The organism is Dysgonomonas hofstadii (genome assembly GCF_014196915.1).
Classification (GTDB): Bacteria; Bacteroidota; Bacteroidia; order Bacteroidales; family Dysgonomonadaceae; genus Dysgonomonas; species Dysgonomonas hofstadii.
Map to the genome: position 1 here is coordinate 337,551 of NZ_JACIEP010000001.1, position 23,181 is coordinate 360,731.

General features: G+C 38.8%; 14 protein-coding genes. 12 read left to right on the plus strand and 2 right to left on the minus strand.

Going from position 1 to position 23,181, the window contains the following annotated elements; translation table 11 throughout:
* Positions 1–3: 3 nt before the first annotated feature.
* Together GGR21_RS00990 and GGR21_RS00995 are read right to left on the minus strand one after the other, a co-directional pair.
* The gene (locus GGR21_RS00990) at positions 4–492 is read right to left on the minus strand and encodes a DoxX family membrane protein (protein ID WP_183305275.1); all 489 of its coding nucleotides are present in this window, start codon (positions 490–492) and stop codon (positions 4–6) included.
* Positions 493–868: 376 nt separating this feature from the next.
* A complete protein-coding gene (locus GGR21_RS00995; RefSeq protein WP_246347953.1) occupies positions 869–1,894 on the minus strand; it encodes a Gfo/Idh/MocA family protein in 1,026 nt (341 codons plus the stop codon).
* 109 nt (positions 1,895–2,003) lie between these two features.
* On the opposite strand from GGR21_RS00995, the gene GGR21_RS01000 reads away from it, so the two are divergent.
* From GGR21_RS01000 to GGR21_RS01055, 12 genes are all read left to right on the plus strand, one after another.
* Positions 2,004–3,605: a DUF6377 domain-containing protein gene (locus GGR21_RS01000; protein WP_183305276.1), complete on the plus strand. Its 1,602-nt coding sequence runs from the start codon at positions 2,004–2,006 to the stop codon at positions 3,603–3,605.
* A gap of 338 nt (positions 3,606–3,943) precedes the next feature.
* Positions 3,944–4,465: an RNA polymerase sigma-70 factor gene (locus GGR21_RS01005; RefSeq protein WP_183305468.1), complete on the plus strand. Its 522-nt coding sequence runs from the start codon at positions 3,944–3,946 to the stop codon at positions 4,463–4,465.
* A 78-nt stretch (positions 4,466–4,543) separates the two neighbouring features.
* Complete coding sequence (locus GGR21_RS01010) at positions 4,544–4,771, plus strand: anti-sigma factor (RefSeq protein WP_183305277.1); 228 nt, start codon at positions 4,544–4,546, stop codon at positions 4,769–4,771.
* 72 nt (positions 4,772–4,843) lie between these two features.
* Positions 4,844–6,232 (plus strand): SGNH/GDSL hydrolase family protein, encoded by a 1,389-nt coding sequence (locus GGR21_RS01015; RefSeq protein ID WP_183305278.1) that lies wholly within the window; start codon positions 4,844–4,846, stop codon positions 6,230–6,232.
* 19 nt (positions 6,233–6,251) lie between these two features.
* On the plus strand, positions 6,252–8,804 hold the full coding sequence (locus tag GGR21_RS01020; RefSeq protein WP_183305469.1) for a glycoside hydrolase family 38 C-terminal domain-containing protein: 2,553 nt from the start codon (positions 6,252–6,254) through the stop codon (positions 8,802–8,804).
* 16 nt (positions 8,805–8,820) lie between these two features.
* Positions 8,821–11,154: a GH92 family glycosyl hydrolase gene (locus GGR21_RS01025; RefSeq protein WP_183305279.1), complete on the plus strand. Its 2,334-nt coding sequence runs from the start codon at positions 8,821–8,823 to the stop codon at positions 11,152–11,154.
* Between the two features lie 337 nt (positions 11,155–11,491).
* A complete protein-coding gene (locus tag GGR21_RS01030; RefSeq protein ID WP_246347954.1) occupies positions 11,492–13,336 on the plus strand; it encodes a RagB/SusD family nutrient uptake outer membrane protein in 1,845 nt (614 codons plus the stop codon).
* Positions 13,337–13,360: 24 nt separating this feature from the next.
* Positions 13,361–13,816 (plus strand): DUF5004 domain-containing protein, encoded by a 456-nt coding sequence (locus GGR21_RS01035; RefSeq protein ID WP_183305281.1) that lies wholly within the window; start codon positions 13,361–13,363, stop codon positions 13,814–13,816.
* Positions 13,817–13,830: 14 nt separating this feature from the next.
* Complete coding sequence (locus tag GGR21_RS01040; RefSeq protein ID WP_183305282.1) at positions 13,831–14,970, plus strand: DUF4961 domain-containing protein; 1,140 nt, start codon at positions 13,831–13,833, stop codon at positions 14,968–14,970.
* 43 nt (positions 14,971–15,013) lie between these two features.
* Positions 15,014–18,214, plus strand: a complete 3,201-nt coding sequence (locus GGR21_RS01045) for a SusC/RagA family TonB-linked outer membrane protein (RefSeq protein ID WP_183305283.1) — start codon at positions 15,014–15,016, stop codon at positions 18,212–18,214.
* A 23-nt stretch (positions 18,215–18,237) separates the two neighbouring features.
* On the plus strand, positions 18,238–19,980 hold the full coding sequence (locus GGR21_RS01050; protein ID WP_394353453.1) for a RagB/SusD family nutrient uptake outer membrane protein: 1,743 nt from the start codon (positions 18,238–18,240) through the stop codon (positions 19,978–19,980).
* 24 nt (positions 19,981–20,004) lie between these two features.
* Positions 20,005–23,097 carry a SusC/RagA family TonB-linked outer membrane protein gene (locus GGR21_RS01055; RefSeq protein WP_183305285.1) on the plus strand — a complete coding sequence of 1,031 codons (3,093 nt, stop codon included), beginning with the start codon at positions 20,005–20,007 and terminating at the stop codon, positions 23,095–23,097.
* Positions 23,098–23,181: the final 84 nt, after the last annotated feature.

The window sequence follows — 23,181 nt, forward strand, 5'->3', positions numbered from 1 at the left end:
AGCTTATTTACGGTTTATTTTCTTGAAAATGAATCGGTCCAGACCAATTATTCTGGAAGTAGGAAAGTAGATTAATACCATCATTGCTCCTATTTCGATCAGATTTTTGTCTACCCATAAATACGATCCTTCTGTAGGCATCATATATTCGGCACCGATAAATGGCGGATGAGATAAGCAGTAAAAAACAAGCAGGATGATACCTCCAATTGAGGAAATCTTAGAAAAGCAGCCAAGTATAAGCCCAAGTCCGATTAAGATTAGTCCATAAACATTTAGAAAATTTGCGACAGACAATAAGGCCGGATTATCTGCTAAAGCATAGAAAAGGTCGGCAAAAACACCTTGCGAATCCATCAGATAGTGATAAGATGTCCAACTGGAATTAAAGAATTTCACAAGGCCTTCATATAAGAAGTGCCAGCCTATTAAAAGTCTTAAGACGACTAACCATAAGGTTTGGGCGCGCGAGTACGAAATTTGTTCCTTCATGAATAATGTTGAAAAAGATTTAATTTAGTTAAAATATAATTATAAGTTTGACGTATGTTTTGTCTGGTATCGTGTATGATTTCTTATCTCTATAAAAATATACACAGAATATATTTATAGCAGTTAATAAAAACCGCTCATAAAAATCTCTCTACCAACTATTTCGCTTATAGTTGGTAACTATACAAATTCATGGGATTGTAGCTGAACAAATGCGGGAATAAAGCTAGGAATATTTTGAGTGAAGAACTATTTAATATTGTTAAAAAAAGTTGGGTTTTCTAATTGGGTGTTTATTAAACAGTCTTTTGTATTTCAAAATAACATGAAAGACAGTGGTATATAATAAAACAATAATATCGGGGAACCGAAAGCCTTATTTTTTGTCAGCAGGATAAACTATCCCCAACTGTTTTCTGATTTCATCGATTATTTCAATTGTGATAAGGGAATTGTACAGACTGTTAATTTCCGATTGGCTTTTATCTGCCTGAATCAGACCGATAAATTCCGCAATCTCGTAGTAATATTCATGCAGAGGGCTTTGACTGCTGATTACGACTTCTTCACCATTCATATATTTAATAGAGACACCACTAATAATATTTATACGGTCAGATACAATTGTTCCTTCTTCTCCCTGTATCTCGGTCGGTAAAGACGAGTTCGCAATTTTTGAATATAGTACAGTGGCATTCATGCCGTCATATTCAAAATTTATAGCTCCCTGTCCATCCACACCTGTTGATAATTTCAGACCTGTGGCGTTAATGGATTTTGGTTTTCCAAACAAGACAACCATAGGATATATAGTATATATGCCGATATCCATAACTGCACCATTCGATAGTTCGGGTTTGAACGCATTCTGGATGATTCCTTTTTTCAGATCGTCATATCGTGAAGAATATTGGCAATAGCAGGAGAAATAGCGTCGGATGGTGCCGATTTTTTCAAGATTATCTCTTATCGCCAAAAAGTTAGGTGTTAATGTCGGTTTCATCGCTTCCATCAATACGACATTATTCTTTTCTGCTGTGGTTATCATTTCCCTGATCTCGTTTGCATTTGATGCGAGTGGTTTCTCGCATAAAACATGCTTCCCGTGATTCATGAACAAAATACTTTGTGGTGCATGCAGGGAATTTGGCGAGGCAATATATACAGCATCTATCAGTTCACTCGATGCCATAGCTTCAAGAGATGTAAAGGTATGGGGAATGTTATGTTTTGCCGCGAAATAATCGGCCTGTTTCTGAGTACGGGAATAAACTGCCGTCAACTTGAAGCGGGGTTCCTGTTTGGCGGCTTCCAGTATTTTTTCAGTGATCGAGTTGGTTCCAATTATTCCAAACCGGATCTCATTCTTCTTTTCCAACATAGCATTCATCAGTATATCCATTTTTTTAGATTTGTAAAAATAAGAAATATATTTTTTCTTATGATTATATTGTGTAGTTTTGTATGAAACTAATCTCTGTTAATCTTTTTGCTATATCCAAACTTGTGTAATGAAAAAGGCATTGTTCCTCATATTTTGTTTATATATATCAATAGTTATATATCCCAAAAATGAAATGGACTCTTTACTGAAAGTGTTGGATAAAACCATATCCGAGCGGCCTGTTTATGCTGCCGAAAAGGTATCAAGGATTGACGAACTGAAGTCGAAACTGGTAAAAAATCTCCCCTTAGAAGATGAATTTAATATAAATGAAAGTATTATTTCAGAATACGAATCGTTTATATGTGATTCTGCTATTACTTATATCAATAAGAATATACTTATCTCAGAAAAATTAAATAACCGGGAGCTTATATCTCAAAGCAGGCTGCGCTATTCGTTTGTTCTGTCTATATGCGGACTGTTTACTCAGGCCCAGGAAATATTGAGTACAATAAATCTGAATGATCTTCCGACGCACCTTAAGTTCATATATTGCTGGACTTACATACGGTATTACGAAAATCTTATAAAATATACAGACGATTCTAAATATGGAAGTAAGTATCTCGAGGAAAAGATGCTTTATCGTGATACTATCATGTCATTCCTTAATAAGGATTCGGAGATGTATATCAAGGAAAACGCATTCAAGCTTCAGGATGAAGGGAAATATCAGGAATCTTGCCAGATACTGATGGATATTTTTTCGAAAGAAGAACCTTATACACACAGTTATGCTATGTCGGCAATGAGTCTGGCTATCATATACGGATATATGAAAGATGATACACAAGTAGAAAAATATCTGGCTTTGGCTGCAATAACAGATACCCGCCTGGCAGTGAAAGAGAATGAAGCCCTTCTGGCATTGGCTATCAACCTATATGATAAAGGTGATGTAAACCGGGCATATACCTATATAAGGGCAGCGCTGGACGATGCCAACTTCTATAACTCACGTTTCCGTAATACGGTAATAGCACGGGTACAACCTATCATTGAAGATACATACCTGCAACGAATCGAACAGCAGAAGCAGAATCTCCGGCTCTATTCCATACTCACCAGCTTCTTTGTCATTGTACTTGCCATCGCATTGTATTTTATATACAGGCAGATAAAGATAGTGTCCCGTGCCAGGAAAAATCTTAAAGTTGTGAATGGACAATTAGCTACTGTAAATCAGAAACTGGACGAAGCCAATCTAATAAAAGAGAAATATATCGGGTATTTTATGAATCAATGTGGAGTATACATTGATAAGCTGGATGACTACAGAAAAAATGTGAACAGAAAAATAAAAGCGGGCCAGGTAGATGACCTGTATAAACTGACATCTTCAACCCGGAGCCTTGAGAAAGATGTGGAGGAATTATACATCACTTTCGATAAGGCTTTTTTTAAGATATATCCTGATTTTGTGAAAGGATTCAATAGCCTGTTAAGAGAAAATGAACGTTATAAGCTGGAAAAAGAGCAGCTTAACACAGAGCTTCGCATTTTTGCACTCATTCGTTTAGGTATTACTGATGTGAATCAGATAGCAGTATTTTTACGTTATTCTATCCAGACAATCTACAATTACAAAAGCAAAGTAAAAGGAAAGGCTATCATTGATAGTGAAAAATTTGAAGAAGAAGTGAAAAAAATAGGTACTTTCTCCTAAAAAATCGATTCTATGTCCTTTACCAAAACAAGATTTGTTATGTTGTATAATATTGTAATTTTCAACATCTTATCCCTGTTTTGTTATTAAAATCATTTACCAAAACGCTTACTTCCTGTTATAATTAGGTATTTCCTGCTTCTATATTTGCGTATAGGATTTCCGGAGCTATTTTAAATGGTAGCTGTAAAAATGGGATTCTTTATTTGACCTTAGTTTTATACCAAGAAATACCTGATACTGCTATGTTATATAATAAGATTATCCATAAAAATACATTGTTAGATATCTATGAGAGTACAGTAGATGATCAGAGGATAAATACGGAGCCTTCTCCTGTGTCGTTTTCAGAAATATATATTTCTTATTATTCAAAGCTATTAAGGTTTGCCAGAGAATATGTAGTCGTAAATGAAGATGCAGAGAACATAATTCAGGATGTATTTGTAAAACTATGGGAAAGACAGGACAGCTTGCACCTGATAGATAATATAAACGCTTATCTTTTCAGGTTGGTACGCAATAAATGTCTCGATTACCTGAGGCATAAATTATCTACGGAAAAATGCAATAAATCTGTTCAGAATACTTTTGAAATGGAACTGAATCTGAAAATTCAATCTTTAGACAGATTTGATGAGACATTTGTTTCGGAGAAGAATATGGAAAAGATTGTTTCAGATGCTATAGACAGTCTTCCGAACAAGTGCCGCGAAATATTTTTATCGAGCCGTATCGAAGGATTGAAATACAGGGAAATTTCCGAGCGATTTAATATTTCGGTCAATACAGTTGAAAATCAAATGAGTATAGCTTTGAAAAAATTGAGGATCAAGCTAAAAGATCATCTGTCTGTTTAAATCTTTTTTATATAATAAGTTCCTTTAGGGGTATTTTGTTCATCGATCGTTCATAGTAAAAGTAAAAGAACAGAATGGATGAACGCTTATTTGAACAAATATTTCAATGATGAATTAGCAATGGAAGAGGCAGACATTTTCTTTTCTTCATTAGTTCGCGATCAGGCTTTGAAAGAGGAATTTGTCGAATGTCATAATTTATTGGGAATAGTTGATTTATTACCCCAAAAAAAGGATACGGAAGAAGCTCAGGAAAGTTTATTTAGTTTCATTGAATACATGGAGAATAAAGATTGTTCGAAGTAATGATACTGAGCTCTCATTTGTTAAATAGTGCTGTGAATTTTTAATATCATATAAAAATATATCTATACGAAGATGAAAAATGTAATCATAAGTTTTGTTGTATTACTCTCATTGACTTTTTCTCTCCATGCTCAGCAAATATCCCCTTTCAAAGATGGGGACAGGGCTGTCTTTCTGGGAAATAGTATCACTGACGGAGGTCATTATCACTCCTACATTTGGCTTTATTATATGACTCGTTTTCCTGATATGCGGTTGACAGTATTGAATGCCGGCATCGGTGGTGATCAGGCCAGCGATATGGTAAGACGTCTCGATGGGGATGTCTTTAGCAAAAGGCCTACTGTTCTTATTACGACTTTCGGAATGAATGATTCGGGTTATTTCGAATATAATGGAGACCAACCCGAGAAATTTGCCGATGAAAAAGTAAAAGCATCCTATGAAGCTTATAAACAAATGGAAGCCCGTTTTAAAGAACTGGCCAATACAAAGATCATATTGATGGGAAGTTCTCCTTATGATGAAACTGCGGTTATTGAGGGAAATACTCCGTTCAAAAATAAAAATAAAGCAATGCTCCGTATTGTTGATTTCCAACGTGAATCGGCTAATGTAAACGGATGGCAATTCTTTGATCTGAACCAGCCGATGACAGCGATCAATGAAAAATTCCAGCAAAATGACCCGGCATTTACTCTCTGCGGGAACGATCGGATTCATCCGGATAACGATGGGCATATGATCATGGCTTATCTGATACTTAAAGCACAGGGATTCGCAGGAAAAGAGGTAGCTGATATCAATATAGACGCATCAAAAGCTTCTTTAGTATCTTCATCAAACTGTGAAATTTCAGATATAAAGAAAACTCCTACTGGCATAACTTTCGATTATCTGGCCAATGCATTGCCTTATCCGATGGATACCATTGCCCGGGGATGGATGCAAAAGAAAAGTCAGGCCGAAGCTGCAAAAATAGTTCCTTTCATCGAAGAAATGAACAAAGAAATGCTAATGGTTAAAGGGCTGAAGGGAAATTATAGATTACAAATCGATGGTGAAGAAATAGGTATTTGGACAGGAGCCGATTTTGCGAATGGTATTAATCTGGCTACTTTGAATAATACTCCGCAGTATCAGCAAGCTCTCCGGGTAATGTTTCTCAATGAAGAACGCTGGGAAATAGAGCGCCGTTTTCGTGACTATGCATGGGTAGAGTTCAATTTCTTCCTGCCAAAAGGCATCACCGGAGATGTCAGTACGAGGAAGGCTATTAAAGTATTGGATGAGAATAAAGATAGAAACGGATGGTTGAATGCCAAACGGGATCTTTGGAGTAAAACCATGTATCCGGAAATAAGAAAAGCATGGCAGGATCAGATGGATTTGTTACTTGCCGCTATCTACGATATCAATACACCTGTAAAGAGGAAAGTAACCCTGATCAGAGTAAAATAACAGGTCAGAAACAATTATGATAAAGAAGGCTGTCATAGCTATATTAGCTGTTCTTATGTTCTGTAATACTGTGTTCTCACAGCAGCAGGCCTATTTTGTAGATGGCTATCATGGGGGCATCTACGGGCATTATCCAATGTGGGTAACTCAGTTCATGGTGGACAAGTTCAATCAGTATCCCGAATGGCGGATAGGTCTTGAAATAGAGCCTGAAACCTGGGATACAGTGAGGCTTAGAGAGCCGGTCGCTTATAATAACTTCAAAAGTATTGTGACCGATAAGCGTATCGAGTTTACCAATCCTGCTTATGCACAGCCTTATTGCTATAATATTTCGGGTGAAAGCCTGATCCGTCAGTTTGAATATGGAATTAAGAAGATACATCAGCATTTTCCTGATGTTACATATACTACCTATTCGGCCGAAGAGCCTTGTTTTACAAGTGCCTTGCCTCAGATATTAAGATTGTTTGGTTTTAAATATGCAGTACTCAAATGCCCCGACACCTGTTGGGGTGGGTATACTGCAGCTTACGGGGGCGAGTTGGTGAACTGGATCGGCCCTGATGGCACATCTATGCTTACTGTTCCACGTTATGCCTGTGAAGAACTTGAAGATAATTCTACATGGCAGACCAAAGCGTGGAATAATTCCGATTCTTACCTTAAATCTTGTTTCGACTATGGTATAAAAAATCCGGTAGGTATGTGTTATCAGGATGCCGGATGGAAAAACGGACCGTGGATCGGCCATGGAAAGAATATTAAGAACAATTCGATATATGTTACATGGAAAGATTATATCGAAAATATTTCTGTGGGTAAGACTAATGATGATTACCATTTTTCGCAGGAAGAAATGCGGGTAAATCTCATGTGGGGTAGTCAGGTGTTACAAAAGATTGCTCAGGAAGTACGTGTTTCGGAAAACAGGATAGTCATGGCGGAGAAAATTGCTGCCATGGCAAATATCGATAACGGATATATATTCTCACAGGATAGGATAGATAATGCATGGCGTACACTCATGATGGCACAGCATCACGATTCGTGGATTGTGCCCTACAATGGACTCAAAAGAGGGCGTAGCTGGGCTGATGAGATAGCATTATGGACGGGTAATACAAATGAAATTTCTGGGAATATAATTGAAAATGCTATCCATTCATATATAACAAAGAATGGTTCTAATCCTGACAATGTTAGCTATATAAGAGTATATAATACGCTGGGTGTGAAACGGACAGAATTAGTAAAGATAAATGTGCCCTTGTCCGGAATAGGAAAAGAAGTTGTCATATATAATTCGAAAGGTAAATTATTACCTTCATTTTTCGAGCAGATTGGAGATTCGCTCTGCATATCATTTCAGGCAGAGGTTCCGTCTTTGGGATATGCAACATTTCGTATCGTGGAACAGCAACCTGCGATTACCAGAAGCACACCTGTTATCTTTGACAATAAAGGGAATTGTATTTTAGAGAATGGCTTTTATAAAATTATTATTGATTCCTCGAGAGGAGGAGTGATCAAAAGCCTTATTTCGAAAAAGGAAAAGGATAAAGAGTATGTAGATCAAGCCAGTAAATTTGGTCTGGGAGAACTCCGGGGATATTTCTACGAAGAAAACCGTTTTTATTCAACCACTGGTTCTCCGGCTAAAATAACTGTATTGGAAGACAATTCTTTTTATAAAAAAGTGAAGATTGAAGGAGAAATTGCATCTCATCCTTTCACACAAATCATTACTTTGACAAACGGGCAAAAGCGTATAGATTTCGATCTGACTGTAAACTGGAAAAACAATGTTGGTATTGGAGAATATAAGCAGGGACGAAACTGGCGCGATAATCGCAGGGCTTTTACAGACGGCAGGTTTAAGTTGAATGTAATGTTTCCTGTTGGTCTATCCTCTGCCAAGCTATATAAAAATGCACCATTTGATGTATGTGAAAGTAAGTATGGAAACACATTTTTCAGCACATGGGACAGCATCAAGCATAATATTATTCTAAACTGGGTTGACCTAGTGCAGAAAGACGGAAAATGTGGATTTGCTGTATTATCTGATCATACTACGTCTTATTCTTACGGAGAGGATTTCCCTCTTAGCCTGACAGCGCAGTATTCAGGCGTTGGCCTATGGGGTGTTGATTATAAGATTACACGACCATTAAAGATGAAATATGCCATTATTCCTCATACAGCAAACTGGGATCAGGCGGCCATATCCACAGAAAGCAATAAATGGAACGAGTCTTTGGTCGCATCTTTCTATAAAGAGATTGCTCTGGTAGACAAATCGTTTTTTAATATAGATGAAACAGGGTATGAAGTTACTGCATTCAAAACCGAAAATGATAATATCCTGATCAGGCTATTCAATGCTGAAGGGGACGATTCGTTAAAAAACCTAACATTTGGTTTTCCGGTTTCCAGCATAGAAGAAGTTGATCTGAATGGTAACACTATCACAAAAAAAACAATCAAAAAGAACAGCATTTCACTCTCGATGCCTCGTTTTGGTATCAAAACACTTTTAATAAAAAAATTGACTAAAAATAAAATATAAATTTAGCCAAAATACTATGTATAAAGCAATAATCACATCTTTTGCAGGTTTATGCCTGTTGATAACGGGTTGCAGCAAAGAGGTTAAAACTACAGAAAAATCTACTCCATCTGATTACGTTAATCCGTTTATAGGAGCCAGCACCAGCGTGGGAGCAGCGGGAGTTTATCATGGATTGGGAAAAACGTTTCCCGGTGCAACCACACCATATGGTATGGTACAGGTGAATCCCAATACCATAACTGGCGGAGATAACAGTCCGGGCTACAGTTACGAACATAAGACTATCGAAGGTTTTGCTTTTACCCAGATGAGTGGTGTGGGCTGGTTTGGCGACCTGGGCAATTTCCTTGTGATGCCGGCTACAGGTGAATTGAAAATAATTGCAGGCAAGGAGGATGGAAGCATTAGTGGTTACCGCTCTCATTATAATAAAGAGACGGAGATAGCCACAGCCGGATATTATTCGACTGAACTTACTGATTATAATATCAGAGTGGAAGCTACCGCAGCTCCTCACAGCGGGATATTGAAGTTCACATTTCCTGAAAATAAACAATCACGCATACAGATCGATCTTGCCCGCAGGGTAGGTGGCACATCTGTTTATCAGTATGTAAAAATACTAGACGACAGTACGATACAGGGCTGGATGAAATGCAATCCCGACGGGGGAGGCTGGGGTGATGGTGAAGGGAATACCGACTATACCATACATTTTTACGCGCAATTTAGTAAACCGATCAGTGATTACGGATTCTGGAGTGCCGATATTCCAAATAACTGGAAACGTAAAAAGGATGATGTAGTCAGCATTCCTTATCTGAAAAGAGTATCGGAGGCGGCTATTATAAGAGATAAAAAGGAACTCGAAGGCAAACATCTTGGCTTCTTCACTGAATTTGAAACACAAAAAGATGAGGAAATTACGCTGAAAGTGGGGATATCCTTTGTGGATATGGCTGGTGCCGAAAAGAATTTCAAGGCTGAGATAATAGATAAAGATTTTGATCAGATACGTAAAGAAGCTAAAGAATCCTGGGATAAAGAACTGGCCCGTATCAAGATAGAAGGTGGAACTGAAGATCAGAAAACTATTTTTTATACTTCGCTTTATCATACAATGATCGATCCCCGTATATATGTAGATGTAGATGGCCGTTATGTAGGAGGCAATAAAGAAATATTCAATCGGACCGATTTTACAAAACGGACTATCTTTAGTGGTTGGGATGTATTCCGCAGCCAGTTTCCATTACAAACAATTATAAATCCCGAACTGGTTAATGATCAGCTGAATTCACTGATTACCCTCGCCGATCAGAGTGGACGTGAATATTACGAACGTTGGGAACTTATGAATGCTTATACCGGTTGTATGATCGGCAATCCGGCATTATCTGTTCTGGCAGATGCCTATGTGAAAGGTATCCGCAATTATGATATTGAGAAAGCTTACCAATATGCGGTAAATACATCAAAGAAATTTGGAAATGATAAGTTAGGATATACAGGTCCTCCGCTTAGTATTTCGCATACACTGGAATATGCTTATTTCGATTGGTGTGTGTCCCGGTTAGCAAAAGAACTTGGAAAAATTGATGATGAAAAACAATTTATAGAAAAAGGGCAGGCTTATAAGAATATCTTTGATCACGAAAAAGGCTGGTTTCGCCCTAAGAAAGAAAATGGGGAATGGGAAGCATGGCCCGAAAATGCAAGAACAATGGAATGGTATGGTTGTATAGAGTCCAACGCTTATCAGCAGGGATGGTTTGTGCCTCACGATATTTCGGGTATGGTGGAGCTAATGGGTGGAAAAGATAAGGTTATTGCCGATCTGACAAATTTATTCGAGAAAACTCCGGATGATTTTATGTGGAACGATTACTATAATCATGCCAACGAACCGGTACATCATGTTCCTTTTCTTTTCAATCGTTTGGAAACACCATGGCTTACTCAGAAATGGACACGCCATATTTGCGACAAGGCTTATGCCAATAAAGTAGAAGGAATAGTGGGTAATGAAGACGTAGGGCAAATGTCGGCCTGGTATATCTTGGCAGCATCGGGGATTCACCCGGTATGTCCGGGAGAAACACGGTTGGAGATTACCAGCCCGGTATTCGATAGAATCGAATTTAAACTTGATCCTAAATATTTTAAAGGAGATAAATTCAGTATAATAGCGCATGATAATTCTCCCGAAAATATTTATATCCAAAAAGCCATGTTAAATGGGAAGGAATATAAAAGTTGTTACATAGATTTTTCGGATATTTCCAGTGGCGGGACTCTTGAGTTATATATGGGAAATCAGCCCAATGAAAATTGGGGTATAAATTAGAACTTCGGATTTAATGGAATGAAACAAATTACACCTTGTCTGGAAAAATCTTTTATTATTTTATTTAGTGGTACAATCAGGTTAAAACGTTCATAAATTATAAACTTAACCTTAATTGTATAGAAAATGAGAAATACAAATCTCCCTGATTATTGTATGGAAACGAATAAGCAGAAAAAACTTCATCTGGTGGATACGGATTGTAAGATACTCTTCCTCATTTTATACAGAATGTCTGTTTTTGACAGCATAAAAATAAGTTTAAACATGTGCAGGTAATTATATCTGTCAGCATGAAAAATATAAAAATTATTTACTAACTAATTCAATTATGTATATGAAAAACATTTTCTATTCATTAGTATTTATGTTGATCATATTTTCCGGAACATCATGTAAAGATGCGAGTTTCCTGGATGAAACCGTAACATCGGATCTTGATTTGCCGAGAATATTTTCGGATAGTGCCTACACAGTTGGTTATCTGAGCGAGATCTACGTAGAACTGGGATTCGATGTCAGCCCCAGACGATTTTTTGACCGGGATGGGCTCCTTCCCCAAACATATGGAGGTCTGCAAGGTGGGTGTGATGAGGTAGAATTGAAGGTTAAACCCAAAATAACTACGGATCTGTTGTTTACGATGGGTACAGTAAATCCTGTGAATATAACCGATGATGCATGGAAATTATGTTATGAGAATATCAGAAGGGTCAACATCTTTTTCGAAGGCATTAATCATGCGCCTTTACAGGAAGGACTGAAAAGGACCTACAAAGCGGAAGCCCGTTTTCTGAGAGCCTGGTATTACGCAACATTACTGAAGCATTACGGAGGAATTCCTTTGATTGGCGATACTATATATACTGTATATGACGATATACACATGCAGAGAAATACATACGCAGAATGTGTCGATTATATTGTTAAAGAGTGTAAGACTGCCGAAGAATATTTACCATCCGTTACTTCAGGCCGCGATTTTGGCCGAATCAGTAAGGGCGCTTGCCGGGCATTGGTTGCAAGAGTTCTTCTTTATGCTGCCAGTCCGTTGTTTAATGGAAGCTCATTTGGCACGGATACAAAAACAGAAGCCGGAGAATCTTATCCTAAAGAACTGGTAGGTTATGAAGATTATGATAAAAACAGGTGGAAAGAAGCCGCGGATGCTGCTGCCGAAGTCATCAGGATGAATGCATACAAACTGTATGTGAATGAAGATTCTGAATATGGGGGAGTAGGAGCCGGATTTGCCAAATTGTTTTTCGGAGAAACACCCGAGTCGCATTGTGGACATATACTGGACTGGAGACGCCCAAGAGGCCGTGAAAGAGAAAACTTATTCCAACCACCTTCTTTTGGAGCTAACGGAATGGGTGGATTTCCGTATCAGGAGTTAGTAGATGCTTTCCCGATGAAAGATGGTTCTGTGTTTAACTGGAATAATCCTGATCATGCAAATAATCCTTATTCGAACAGAGACCCGCGGTTTTATCATTCCATTTATTTCGATCAGGTTATTCTCATAGACAGGGAGAATCCCCGGCCTGTTGATATTCACCTGAACGCAGATGGTTCCGAATCGAGCCAGGATGCTGTGCATAAAGGAACACCAACAGGTTACTATAGTGGCAAACAGTTGAAGCAAACACTTGCCGGAAACTATATTCACGGAGGAGAGCAGTCTATACCGGTTATACGTTATGCTGAGATACTGCTTAATTACGCTGAAGCCCAAAATGAATATGGAGGGCCTGCATCAGGTTTCAATTATTACGATGCAGGAGGAAACGCTATTGTGTTTTCACCTTATACAGCCCTTAAACTAATCAGGGAAAGAGCGGGGATAGATGCCGGAGATGGAAATTACGGCCTGAATCCGAATATGGATGAGAATGAAATGAGAGAGGCCATCCGTCAGGAAAGGCGTATCGAATTGGCCATTGAAGGACATCGTTTTTGGGATGTAAGACGATGGATGATTGCAGAAACTACGGATAATAAACAAATGACAGGAATGGAGGTTCAATGGCTCGATGTAGCAGGAACATCTAAGGTTTACCGGCGTTTTGATGTACGTAAACACATTTTCCGTACAGATAAGTCCATGTATTTGTGGCCTATTCCATATAAGGAAATAACCAAATCGGAAGATATGATTCAGAATCCTTATTATAATTAGAGAATAACCAAAAATCAGATAATTATGAAGATCATTTCGTATATAAAAATGATAATTGTCACCCTGATGCTTGTATGTGTCTCAAGCTCGTGTGATGACTTTAAAGACCAGTCTCCGACTATTCAGGGAGAGAGCATCAAAGATATTAGTGGTTCGTGGAAGATAGTTAAAGCATCCAGAAATAGTGTTGATATTACCTCTTCTTTCGATTTTAGCAAATTCCGGCTCAATATCAATCAGGATAATACATATTCTATAGATGATTATTTACCTTTCCTTGTAAGAGACAATGGTACATGGAATACCGATGATGCACATTTTCCTTTCAAGCTGTCTTTTCAGGAAGCAAATGCTCCCGAACCGATTGTATCTATTCTTAATTATCCCGTATCGGAGGGTAAAAGAGTGATAAAATTGACTTTTACGCCAGGCTGCCACTCTAATTCATATACTTATGAATTGGAAAGAGTATCCAACTAATAAAAATAATTGATATGAAAAGAAAAATAAATATAGATAAAAAATGGAAGTCTGTATTCGCTTTCATTGCTCTTTCCATACTACTTATTGTAGTGGCATGTGAAGTCAGTTTCCATGAAATGAAGATATTGAATGAAGATGGCCTGGCTGTAACTTCCGTAAATGCAGGAGACTCGGTGATCTTTACATTCGATGTCTACATTAATGCTACAGATGACAAAGCGAACGAAAAACTGATTGTCGGTGTGCTTACACCTAAATCATGGGATGCAAAAAATAATACTAAAATTACACTTTTAGCACCAAGCAGTAATTTAGGGAATGTCTGGCAGGAATTCGAACCAATACCAACCGGTACCTATCCGGCAGATAAAGATTATTCAGGGGTGGAATGGCCGGAAGCCCTGAAAATATGGATTAAAGATGATCCTAACATTGAGGATGCAGATATGGGATGGACTGCATTCATATCTAAAAACGGCGCCGATGTGATGGGTGGAGGTGGAGGTAGTACTGTAGATTGGAAAGACCTCAAACTTACCGTGAGAATGAAGACCGGTCCCGATAATGTGAGGAGTAAATTAGGATTTTATATCGGGAATAATAGCAATGCCTTAGGTGGCGATTTAAATGGAAGCCTTAAGTCGTATAATGACTGGACCTATTCCGATTGTTTCGAGGTCACTAATGGGGAAGGAGATCTGATCGATTTTTGTGTATTGCATTATAATTCTGCAGTACCGGGTAGTTCTACACAGAATGATTTAATCTCATTCAGATTCAATGGAGGAATAGATGAAAATCCTGGATTCTTCCTCAACGATCTTGCCTATGAGAGCGAAGTATATATAAATGCCAAGGCTTACACGATAGAGGGAAAAACATATACCCAAAAAATAAAGATGGCAAGACTTAGCGAATTTGGACGGTCATTCTCTGTGACCTGCTGGCCCGAACAGTTCTTCGGTATAGACAGAAGCGAAACGCTGAGCAGGATTGAGTACTATTTCTCAAATGAAGACGGCTCAAAATTTGTCGACTATCTCGATGATAAAATTCAGAGCGGGGTAATAACCGATCCTGATGTTTTGAATAATGGCAGGGATAGAAACAGGGAGAAAGAACCGTTTAATTTTAGCTTTACTTGCAGGTAATGAGGCGTATAATCCATTTATATTAAAATCAAAAAGGAAGTTTATGTATAAATTATATAAAGGAATTAATAAGAACGTTTTCTTGTTAATCACTATATGGATATTATTTGGACATGGCTTGGCCCATGCCCAGAATAGTAAAACCGATATACCTGGCTTTTCGGGTATGATCATCGACCAGTACGGGCGCCCGGTGGCAGGAGCTGAAATATCCGTAAAAAAGACAGGATTCAGTACATTCAGTAATGAAGAAGGAATTTTTAAGATGGATCGGACTTCAGGTAATACCCTGATGGTTTCTCACCCTTCATATATGGCTAAGGAGATCAAGCTACCGAAAGAAATCTTAAAAAACAGTGATACACAGGAAGCGGATACTGCTGTTTTTAGGATAAGGATAGCCGAAAAGTTATTTAAGAATCCTGAAACCCTTGATGTTGTATATGGAACTATGGATAAGAAAAGCTATCTGGGGTCGGCTGCGACAATGTATACTAATCAGATGACTACCACCTTATCAAGTAATATTGCGGCTTCGTTTGCCGGCAGATTGGCTGGTTTATATACAAATCAGGAAAGAGGGATGAGAGGTAGCATGATAGACGATAATTTCGATGTAGATATCTTTGTCGGAAATCGTCCCAAATTGAATATCAGTGGATATGGGGACAATACAGAATTTGGTATTACTTCCAGAACGTTAACTCCGATAGTGATTATAGATGGAGTACAACGCGACTTTTACTCACTCGATCCCGAAAATATAGAATCAATATCTATTCAGAAAGACGCCTTATCTTCCATGTCCTTAGGTATGAGAAGTTCCCGTCCGGTATTGGTTATAACTACCAAAAAACCAGTAGATCAGGGATTTCAGATATCTTTTACAGGAAAGTTCGGTATTCAGAAACCTATGAAAATACCGAAGGCACTATCTGCAGACCAGTATGTATATCTGTTGAATGAAGCATTACAAAACGATGGCAAAGAAGCTTCATATTCTTACAATGATTATATGCTTTATAAAAATCAGACCAGTCCGTATACTCATCCTAATACCGATTGGTACGACGCAGTACTGAAAGATCATTCCACTATTCAGTCATATTCATTGAATGCTACCGGAGGTAGTAAGGCGGCCCAATACTATGTAAGTTTGGGCTATCTGGAAGAAGACGGGCTGTTCCGTTCTTCTAAAACAGATAATTATGAGACAAATGCCCGCTATCAACGTTATCTGATTTCATCACGGGTGAATGTGAATGTTACGAATGATTTCAAGATAGATGTATCTCTTATGGGACGTATAGAAGACGGAAACCAGCCGGGAGAAAAGACAAATACTATTTTGTCAAGGCTTTATGAAACGCCTAATTTTGCATCTCCTGTATATAATCCCAACGGATCTTACGGGGGAACACTTTCCTGGAATAATAATCTTGTTTCTCAGAGTGTTAACTCCGGTTATATAAAGGACAACAGACGTGACGGAATGGCCGCTATAACTATGAAGTATGATTTCAGTAAATATGTTAAGGGGCTTTCCGCTACTATGCGGGGTAATATAACAACTCAAAGTATATCTGCGATACAGCGTTCAAAACGGGGATTGGTTTATCAGTATTATCCTTCGGCGACAGAAGGCAATCCGGGCTATTATGAATATTTTGGTTCACTAAGCACACAATCGAATGATTTCAAATCTGTAGGAAATTATCAACAAATGTATGGTCAGATTGCTGTGAATTATGAAACGTCGATAAATAAGCACAACATTGGTGCCGGGATATTTGGCGACATCAGAGAAGAAATATTGAACTACGACCTGCCAAAACGACCTGCTAATCTGAATGGCAATGTGAAATATAATTATGATATGAAATATTTTGCTGAGGCTTCGTTCAGCAGAAGCTATTTCAATCGCTACAGGCCAGGCAAAAGATGGGGTACTTTCTTTGCTGTAGGAGCAGGATGGGATGTAAGCCGCGAAGATTTTCTTTCGGATGTCAAATGGCTGGATCAGTTCAAGATACGTGCGGTATATGGTAATACAGGTAATGGAGTGGACAATGCCGGATATTATGACTGGAGACAAGCTTATGGCTCTGGCGACGGATACAGTAATTCTTACCTCACAGGATATAACAGAAGTACCATTGTAAGCGTGTGGGAAATCGATGATAAATTAGCAAACTGGAATCTTTCCTGGGAAAAGGCACATAAGATAAATATCGGTGCGGATATCTCTTTGTTTAATAATCGTCTTCAATTCACAGCCGATTACTATCGCGACAAGTATTATGACCTGTTGCAGACCAGAGGCAAGAGTATCGAGCTTATCGGATTGAATTACCCTAACGAAAATATCGGAAAAAATCTGGTCACAGGAGCCGAGCTCTCGATCACATATCAGGATAACATTGCTGACTTCAATTACTTTATTTCTGCTAACTGGAGCCGTCAGAAAACCGAGGTATTATTCATGGATGAGCAGGACACCAGAAATCCATTTAACCGTCGTACAGGTCAGCCGATTGGAGCATGGTTCGGCTATGTTGCCGATGGGTTCTTCCAGACTCAGGACGAAATAGATGATCCCAAGACTGCAAAACTAGCGAATTATGATATCAAACCGGGTGATATAAAGTATGTCGATCTTGACGGAAATGGTATTATAGACCAGTTTGACCAGACGGTTATCGGGAACGACAAACCATTATCTTATTTCGGGTTTAACTTCGGTTTTGAATATAAGGGTTTTGAACTTTCAGCCTTGATACAGGGTGTTTATAACCGGGATATTTATCTTGATGCCGCAGGCGGAGCTTATGTACAACCATTCTTTACAAACTCCTATACGAATGGAAGTTATGGGCAAGCTTACGAAAATGCCTTGAACCGATGGACTCCCGAGACTGCTGAAACTGCAACCTTCCCAAGACTGAAAGCCGGAGTAACTACTCAATATGGAGTAAACGATTATAATACGAATCCGGGACTGGATAGGACTTCTTTCTGGGTTAAATCAGGAAATTATATCAGGTTGAAAAATGTAGGTATTGCCTATACTTTGCCTGATTCGTTCTCAAGGAATTATTTAGGAGGATTAAGAATAAAAATATTTGTAAACGGACAGAACCTGTTAACTAAATCGGCATATGGAGATCTGGATCCGGAAGTCCTCAATTTTACAAATTATCCGAACCTCAGAAGCTTCAACACCGGAGTCAATATTAAATTTTAAGTTATCCTCAAACAATGAAAAAGATGAAACTATATAAATTTTATACGCTTGTAGGATTAATCGCGATACTGTCTTTCTCGTCATGTAATGACTATGAGGATGTGCCTATCGAGAGGTTTACCCTTGATTATGTCTTTTCACGGACAGATTCCATGGGAACTAAAGCCAAGCAATATCTGACCAATATATATGGAATGATGCCATACGGACATAACCGCATCGGAAATGAATACCTGGATGTTGCATCTGATGATGGAATTTCGGTTCAGAATACATCTGACATTTACAAGTTGCAGGTTGGCAGATACACAGCCAATGATCGCATAGCGACAGAAATGGTATGGGGTACCTACTATAATGGGATAAGGAAGTGCAACACCTTTATCCAGAATATAGATATTGTTCCTCTTAAAGACACTTTTAACGGAGGGATTTCTTTAAACAGGGCATGGAAAGCAGAAGCCCGTTTCCTCAGAGCGTTTTTCTATTTCGAATTGGTAAAACGCTATGGAGGTGTACCAATGGTAAATGATATATATGAATTGGGTTCAGATATGGAACTTCCACGAAATACTTTTGAAGAGTGTGTGGATTTTATTATTGACGAATTGGACGCAATAAAGGATAGCCTGCGTACTGTACCTATTGCCAATACTGGTGCAGATGGACACGTCGTTACCAAAGAGGCTGCGCTGGCTTTAAAATCCAGGGTGCTGCTTTATGCAGCCAGTCCTCTGTTTAATGGAGAAACACTAAAACAGGGAGATGCTCTTTTAGGATATACAGACTATAAGGAAGACCGCTGGAAAAAAGCTGCTGATGCCGCAAAATGGTTTATCGATAACTATGGGCCAGACGGAGAAGGCAAGTATAAACTGACGTCTGATTATCTCGATATGTTCCTTAATTACTATCAGGACGATTTTAAAGAATTGATCTTCTATCGTTCCGGAGGAAATAATAAAGATCTGGAAAAGAATAGCGGTCCTGTTGGTTTTTCAGGCAACAACCTGGGTACAGGGCGTAACAGCCCGACACAGGATCTCGTAGACGCATTCCTGATGAAAGACGGAAGAACTATTAAAGAAGCAATGGAAACAGGTGACTATTCAGATGAAAATATGTACAGGGACAGAGATCCACGCTTGGAATATACTGTATTGCACAACGGATCGCTGTGGCTCACTACCAATCTGGCTACTTATGAAGGAGGCATCAATAAACCATCGAATCTGGCAGTAAAAACTGTAACCAGCTATTATTTGCGAAAATTCTTAGGTAAATGGGAGACTAAAACCCAGTATGACGACGCTCTTCATGTGTGGGTTATGTTCCGCTATGCTGAAATCCTGCTCAATTTTGCAGAGGCGCAGAATGAGTATGCAGGCCCTTCGGATGAGATATATCAGGCTATAAAAGATATCAGGCAACGAGCCGGAATAGAGCCGGGAAGTGAAGGAATGTACGGATTGGAGAAAAATATGGATAAAGGCGAAATGAGGGAGATCATCCGGAACGAAAGAAGAATAGAAATGGCCTTCGAGGAACACCGCTATTGGGATATTCGCCGCTGGAAGATTGCCGGAAAGGTATTCGAAAAACCACTTCAAGGCCTTGTGATAGTTAGGAATTCAGGAGCAAACGAAATAAACAGGGTGGATGTAGTCACTGTCAATTTCGACGAGAAAAAGAACTATCTGTATCCGATTCCATATTCAGAGGTAATAAAGAATAAACATATGATTCAAAATCCGGAATGGGATTAATCTCTAATTAGCCATTAAATCGATATGAAAAGATTAATATTATTTATAATAAGTATCCAGTTCTTTACTTTCGCTTTTGCTCAGCAACAGTTTCAGGTGAGAGGTAAAGTATCATCAACTACCGGTGAGTTGCTAGTTGGGGTGAGCGTTGTTGTTGAAGGAACCACTAACGGCACAATGACCGATGTAGACGGTAATTATGAACTTACAGTAAAGCCGTCGGATAAACTCGTGTTCTCTCTGATAAGCTTCAAAAAAGTGACAAAAAACATTCAGGGGCAGAGAGTAATAGATGTAGTGATGGAAGAAGACCAGACTAACCTGGACGAGGTTGTGGTTGTGGCCTATGGTAAGGCGAAACGTATTACAATGACAGGTGCTGTCAGTGCTATCTCGGCAAGGGAAATCAGGACTATACCTACTTCGAGTGTGCAGAACGCCCTTTACGGGAAATTGCCGGGATTTTTTGCCCAGCAGCGCTCAGGACAGCCGGGAAAAGATGCGTCCGATTTTTATATCCGTGGGGTAAGCTCTTTGAATACAGATGGAAATAAACCACTGATTATTGTTGATGACGTGCAATACACTTACGATCAGCTGCAACAGATCAATGTCAACGAAATAGAAAGTATATCACTCCTTAAAGACGCTTCCACCACAGCAATATATGGTATAAAAGGAGCAAACGGTGTTTTAGTGGTAAGAACACGGAGAGGTTCGGAAGGTAAGCCCACGATTAATGTGCGACTGGAAACAGGAATTACAATGCCTGTACGTACACCGAAATTTCTGAACTCATATCAGGCTGCTCAGTTAGTGAACGAGGCTTATGAAAATGATGGTTTAATGAGTCAAAGACCGTTTTCCGATGAAGATATAAGACTTTTTAAAACAGGAGAAGACCCTTACGGACATCCGGATGTGAATTGGTATGACGCAATCTATAAAAGTACGGCCTCTCAGTCGAATGCAAATATAGATGTATCGGGAGGAACAAAGAAATTAAGATATTTTGTTACCGGGGGAATGTTCTCTCAGAATGGCCTTATCAAGAATTTTGAAGACCCGTTCAATGAAGTGAATACCAACTATTTTTACAGAAGGTTCAACTATCGTACTAATCTTGACTTTGATGTGACAAATACAACGAACCTGCGTTTGGATATGACTTCCCGTTTTATGAATATCAACGAACCCAGCAGTTACAATACAACAGGCGAGATTTACAATTTTTCTAAAATGAGACCTTATTCGGCTCCATTTATGAATCCTGATGGGAGTTATGCTTATCATTACGGAACCGATGATATGGACCCGACATTGAATGCCCGTTTGGCAAATGAGGGCTATAAGAGAACAAGGAGATACGATTCGAATATTTTATTTGGAGCGACTCAGAAACTCGATTTTATAACAGACGGGTTATCGGCTTCGGCACGTATTGCATATTCCAGTATCGATGAGAATAGCAGGCGTGTATTCCGGGATAAGAGCTGGTATCCTACCTATCATTACGATTCAAAAAGTAACTCATATTCTTTAAGTCCTAAGGGTAAATATAACTACGATCCGTATGAATTGCTGGGAGATGCCGAGAAATCTATAAAAGATTTGAATATACAGGGTTTCATAAATTACGAAAAAGTAATAAAAGAAGATCATAATCTGAAAGCAATGTTTGTCTATAACAGGCAAAGCCGTACTGTTGACAAAGACGGTCTGGCATCGGCCAGTGTTCCCGAAAACTTTGAAGGATTTACCGGAACTGTCAATTATAACTATAAAAATAAATATTTATTAGACTTTAATGTAGCCTATAATGGTACAGACCGTTTCGGAAAAGATAACCGTTATGGATGGTTCCCCGCTGTGGGTGTCGGATATAATATTGCTGAAGAGCCTTTCTTCCAGGAAAAATTTCCGAATGTGCAGTTACTTAAAGTCAGAGGATCTTTCGGTTTGGTCGGCTCGGATGTTACCCCTGGCGACCGTTACCTCTATCGGCAGATATACAAAGAAGGAGACGGATACTATTTTGGAGATAAAGCCGAAACTAAGTGGACTTCCTATAAGGAAGGCAATCTGGCCAATCCGAATGTGACCTGGGAAAAAGCCCGAAAGTTTGATGTCGGTATCGATGCGAACTTATTCAATAAATTATCTTTCACTGTCGATTATTTCTATGATTACCGTTACGACCAGTTGGTGCAAAGAGAGAGTATTCCTTTGATCATTGGCGGAGATCTGCCAAGGGAAAATCTGGGTGAAACAGAAAACTGGGGATTTGACGGGCAGATTGCATTTAATGACAAATTCGGTGATTTCGGATTCAATACTAATTTTGTATTTTCTTATGCAAAGAATAAGATTATCTATCAGGCCGAAGCTCAACAAAGATATCCATGGCTGGCAAAGACCGGTAAACCGATAGGACAACCATTCGGATATACCTGGGATGGTTATTATACTAAAGAAGATATTGATATTATCAACGCAGGTAATCCTGATAAGAAAGTAGCAGTACCAAATGTGCCGGTGGTTGCGGGAGACCTCAAGTATAGAGACCTGAATGGAGACGGAGTAATAGATGATTTTGATAAAGGGCCTATCGGAAAACCAAATCTTCCTACTACAACGTTAGGGTGGACTATAGGTGGTTCATACAAAGGTATAACACTCAGTGTATTATTCCAGGGATCTTTCGATTATAGTTTCAGTATTACAGGTACAGGTATCGAGTCGTTCAAAAGCCAGTTCCAGCCGGTTCACCTCAAACGCTGGACGCAAGAGAGAGTCGATAACGGTGAAAAAATAGATTTTCCACGCCTGACAACAAATCCTTCTACCGTAAGCAGTAGCGAAACGTATATGTCGGATTTCTGGCTGGTGAACGCTATGTATGTCCGGTTGAAAACAATCGACCTGAGCTATCAGCTTCCAGCAAAGATATTACCTAAAGGAATAGACAACGCGAGATTATACATGAATGCTTATAACTTGTTTACATGGACAAATTTCGATAAATATCAGCAAGATCCTGAAATAGAGTCGAATTCGGCCGGTGATGCGTATATGAATCAGCGTGTGATCAATTTCGGTGTTCAGGTATCGTTCTGATGGTAAATATTCAGAGACTATTACTTATCGGTAGTAATCCCGGTAAGTAATACTCTCCGGATAAAATAGTGTTTATACTCGGAT

Excerpts from the sequence above, each read along its gene's own strand:
- GGR21_RS00990 (WP_183305275.1), bottom strand. The coding sequence starts at position 492 with ATGAAGGAACAAATTTCGTACTCGCGCGCCCAAACCTTATGGTTAGTC.
- GGR21_RS00995 (WP_246347953.1), bottom strand. The coding sequence starts at position 1,894 with ATGGATATACTGATGAATGCTATGTTGGAAAAGAAGAATGAGATCCGG.
- GGR21_RS01000 (WP_183305276.1), top strand. The coding sequence starts at position 2,004 with ATGAAAAAGGCATTGTTCCTCATATTTTGTTTATATATATCAATAGTT.
- GGR21_RS01010 (WP_183305277.1), top strand. The coding sequence starts at position 4,544 with ATGAACGCTTATTTGAACAAATATTTCAATGATGAATTAGCAATGGAA.
- GGR21_RS01015 (WP_183305278.1), top strand. The coding sequence starts at position 4,844 with ATGAAAAATGTAATCATAAGTTTTGTTGTATTACTCTCATTGACTTTT.
- GGR21_RS01025 (WP_183305279.1), top strand. The coding sequence starts at position 8,821 with ATGTATAAAGCAATAATCACATCTTTTGCAGGTTTATGCCTGTTGATA.
- GGR21_RS01030 (WP_246347954.1), top strand. The coding sequence starts at position 11,492 with ATGAAAAACATTTTCTATTCATTAGTATTTATGTTGATCATATTTTCC.
- GGR21_RS01035 (WP_183305281.1), top strand. The coding sequence starts at position 13,361 with ATGAAGATCATTTCGTATATAAAAATGATAATTGTCACCCTGATGCTT.
- GGR21_RS01040 (WP_183305282.1), top strand. The coding sequence starts at position 13,831 with ATGAAAAGAAAAATAAATATAGATAAAAAATGGAAGTCTGTATTCGCT.
- GGR21_RS01045 (WP_183305283.1), top strand. The coding sequence starts at position 15,014 with ATGTATAAATTATATAAAGGAATTAATAAGAACGTTTTCTTGTTAATC.
- GGR21_RS01050 (WP_394353453.1), top strand. The coding sequence starts at position 18,238 with ATGAAACTATATAAATTTTATACGCTTGTAGGATTAATCGCGATACTG.
- GGR21_RS01055 (WP_183305285.1), top strand. The coding sequence starts at position 20,005 with ATGAAAAGATTAATATTATTTATAATAAGTATCCAGTTCTTTACTTTC.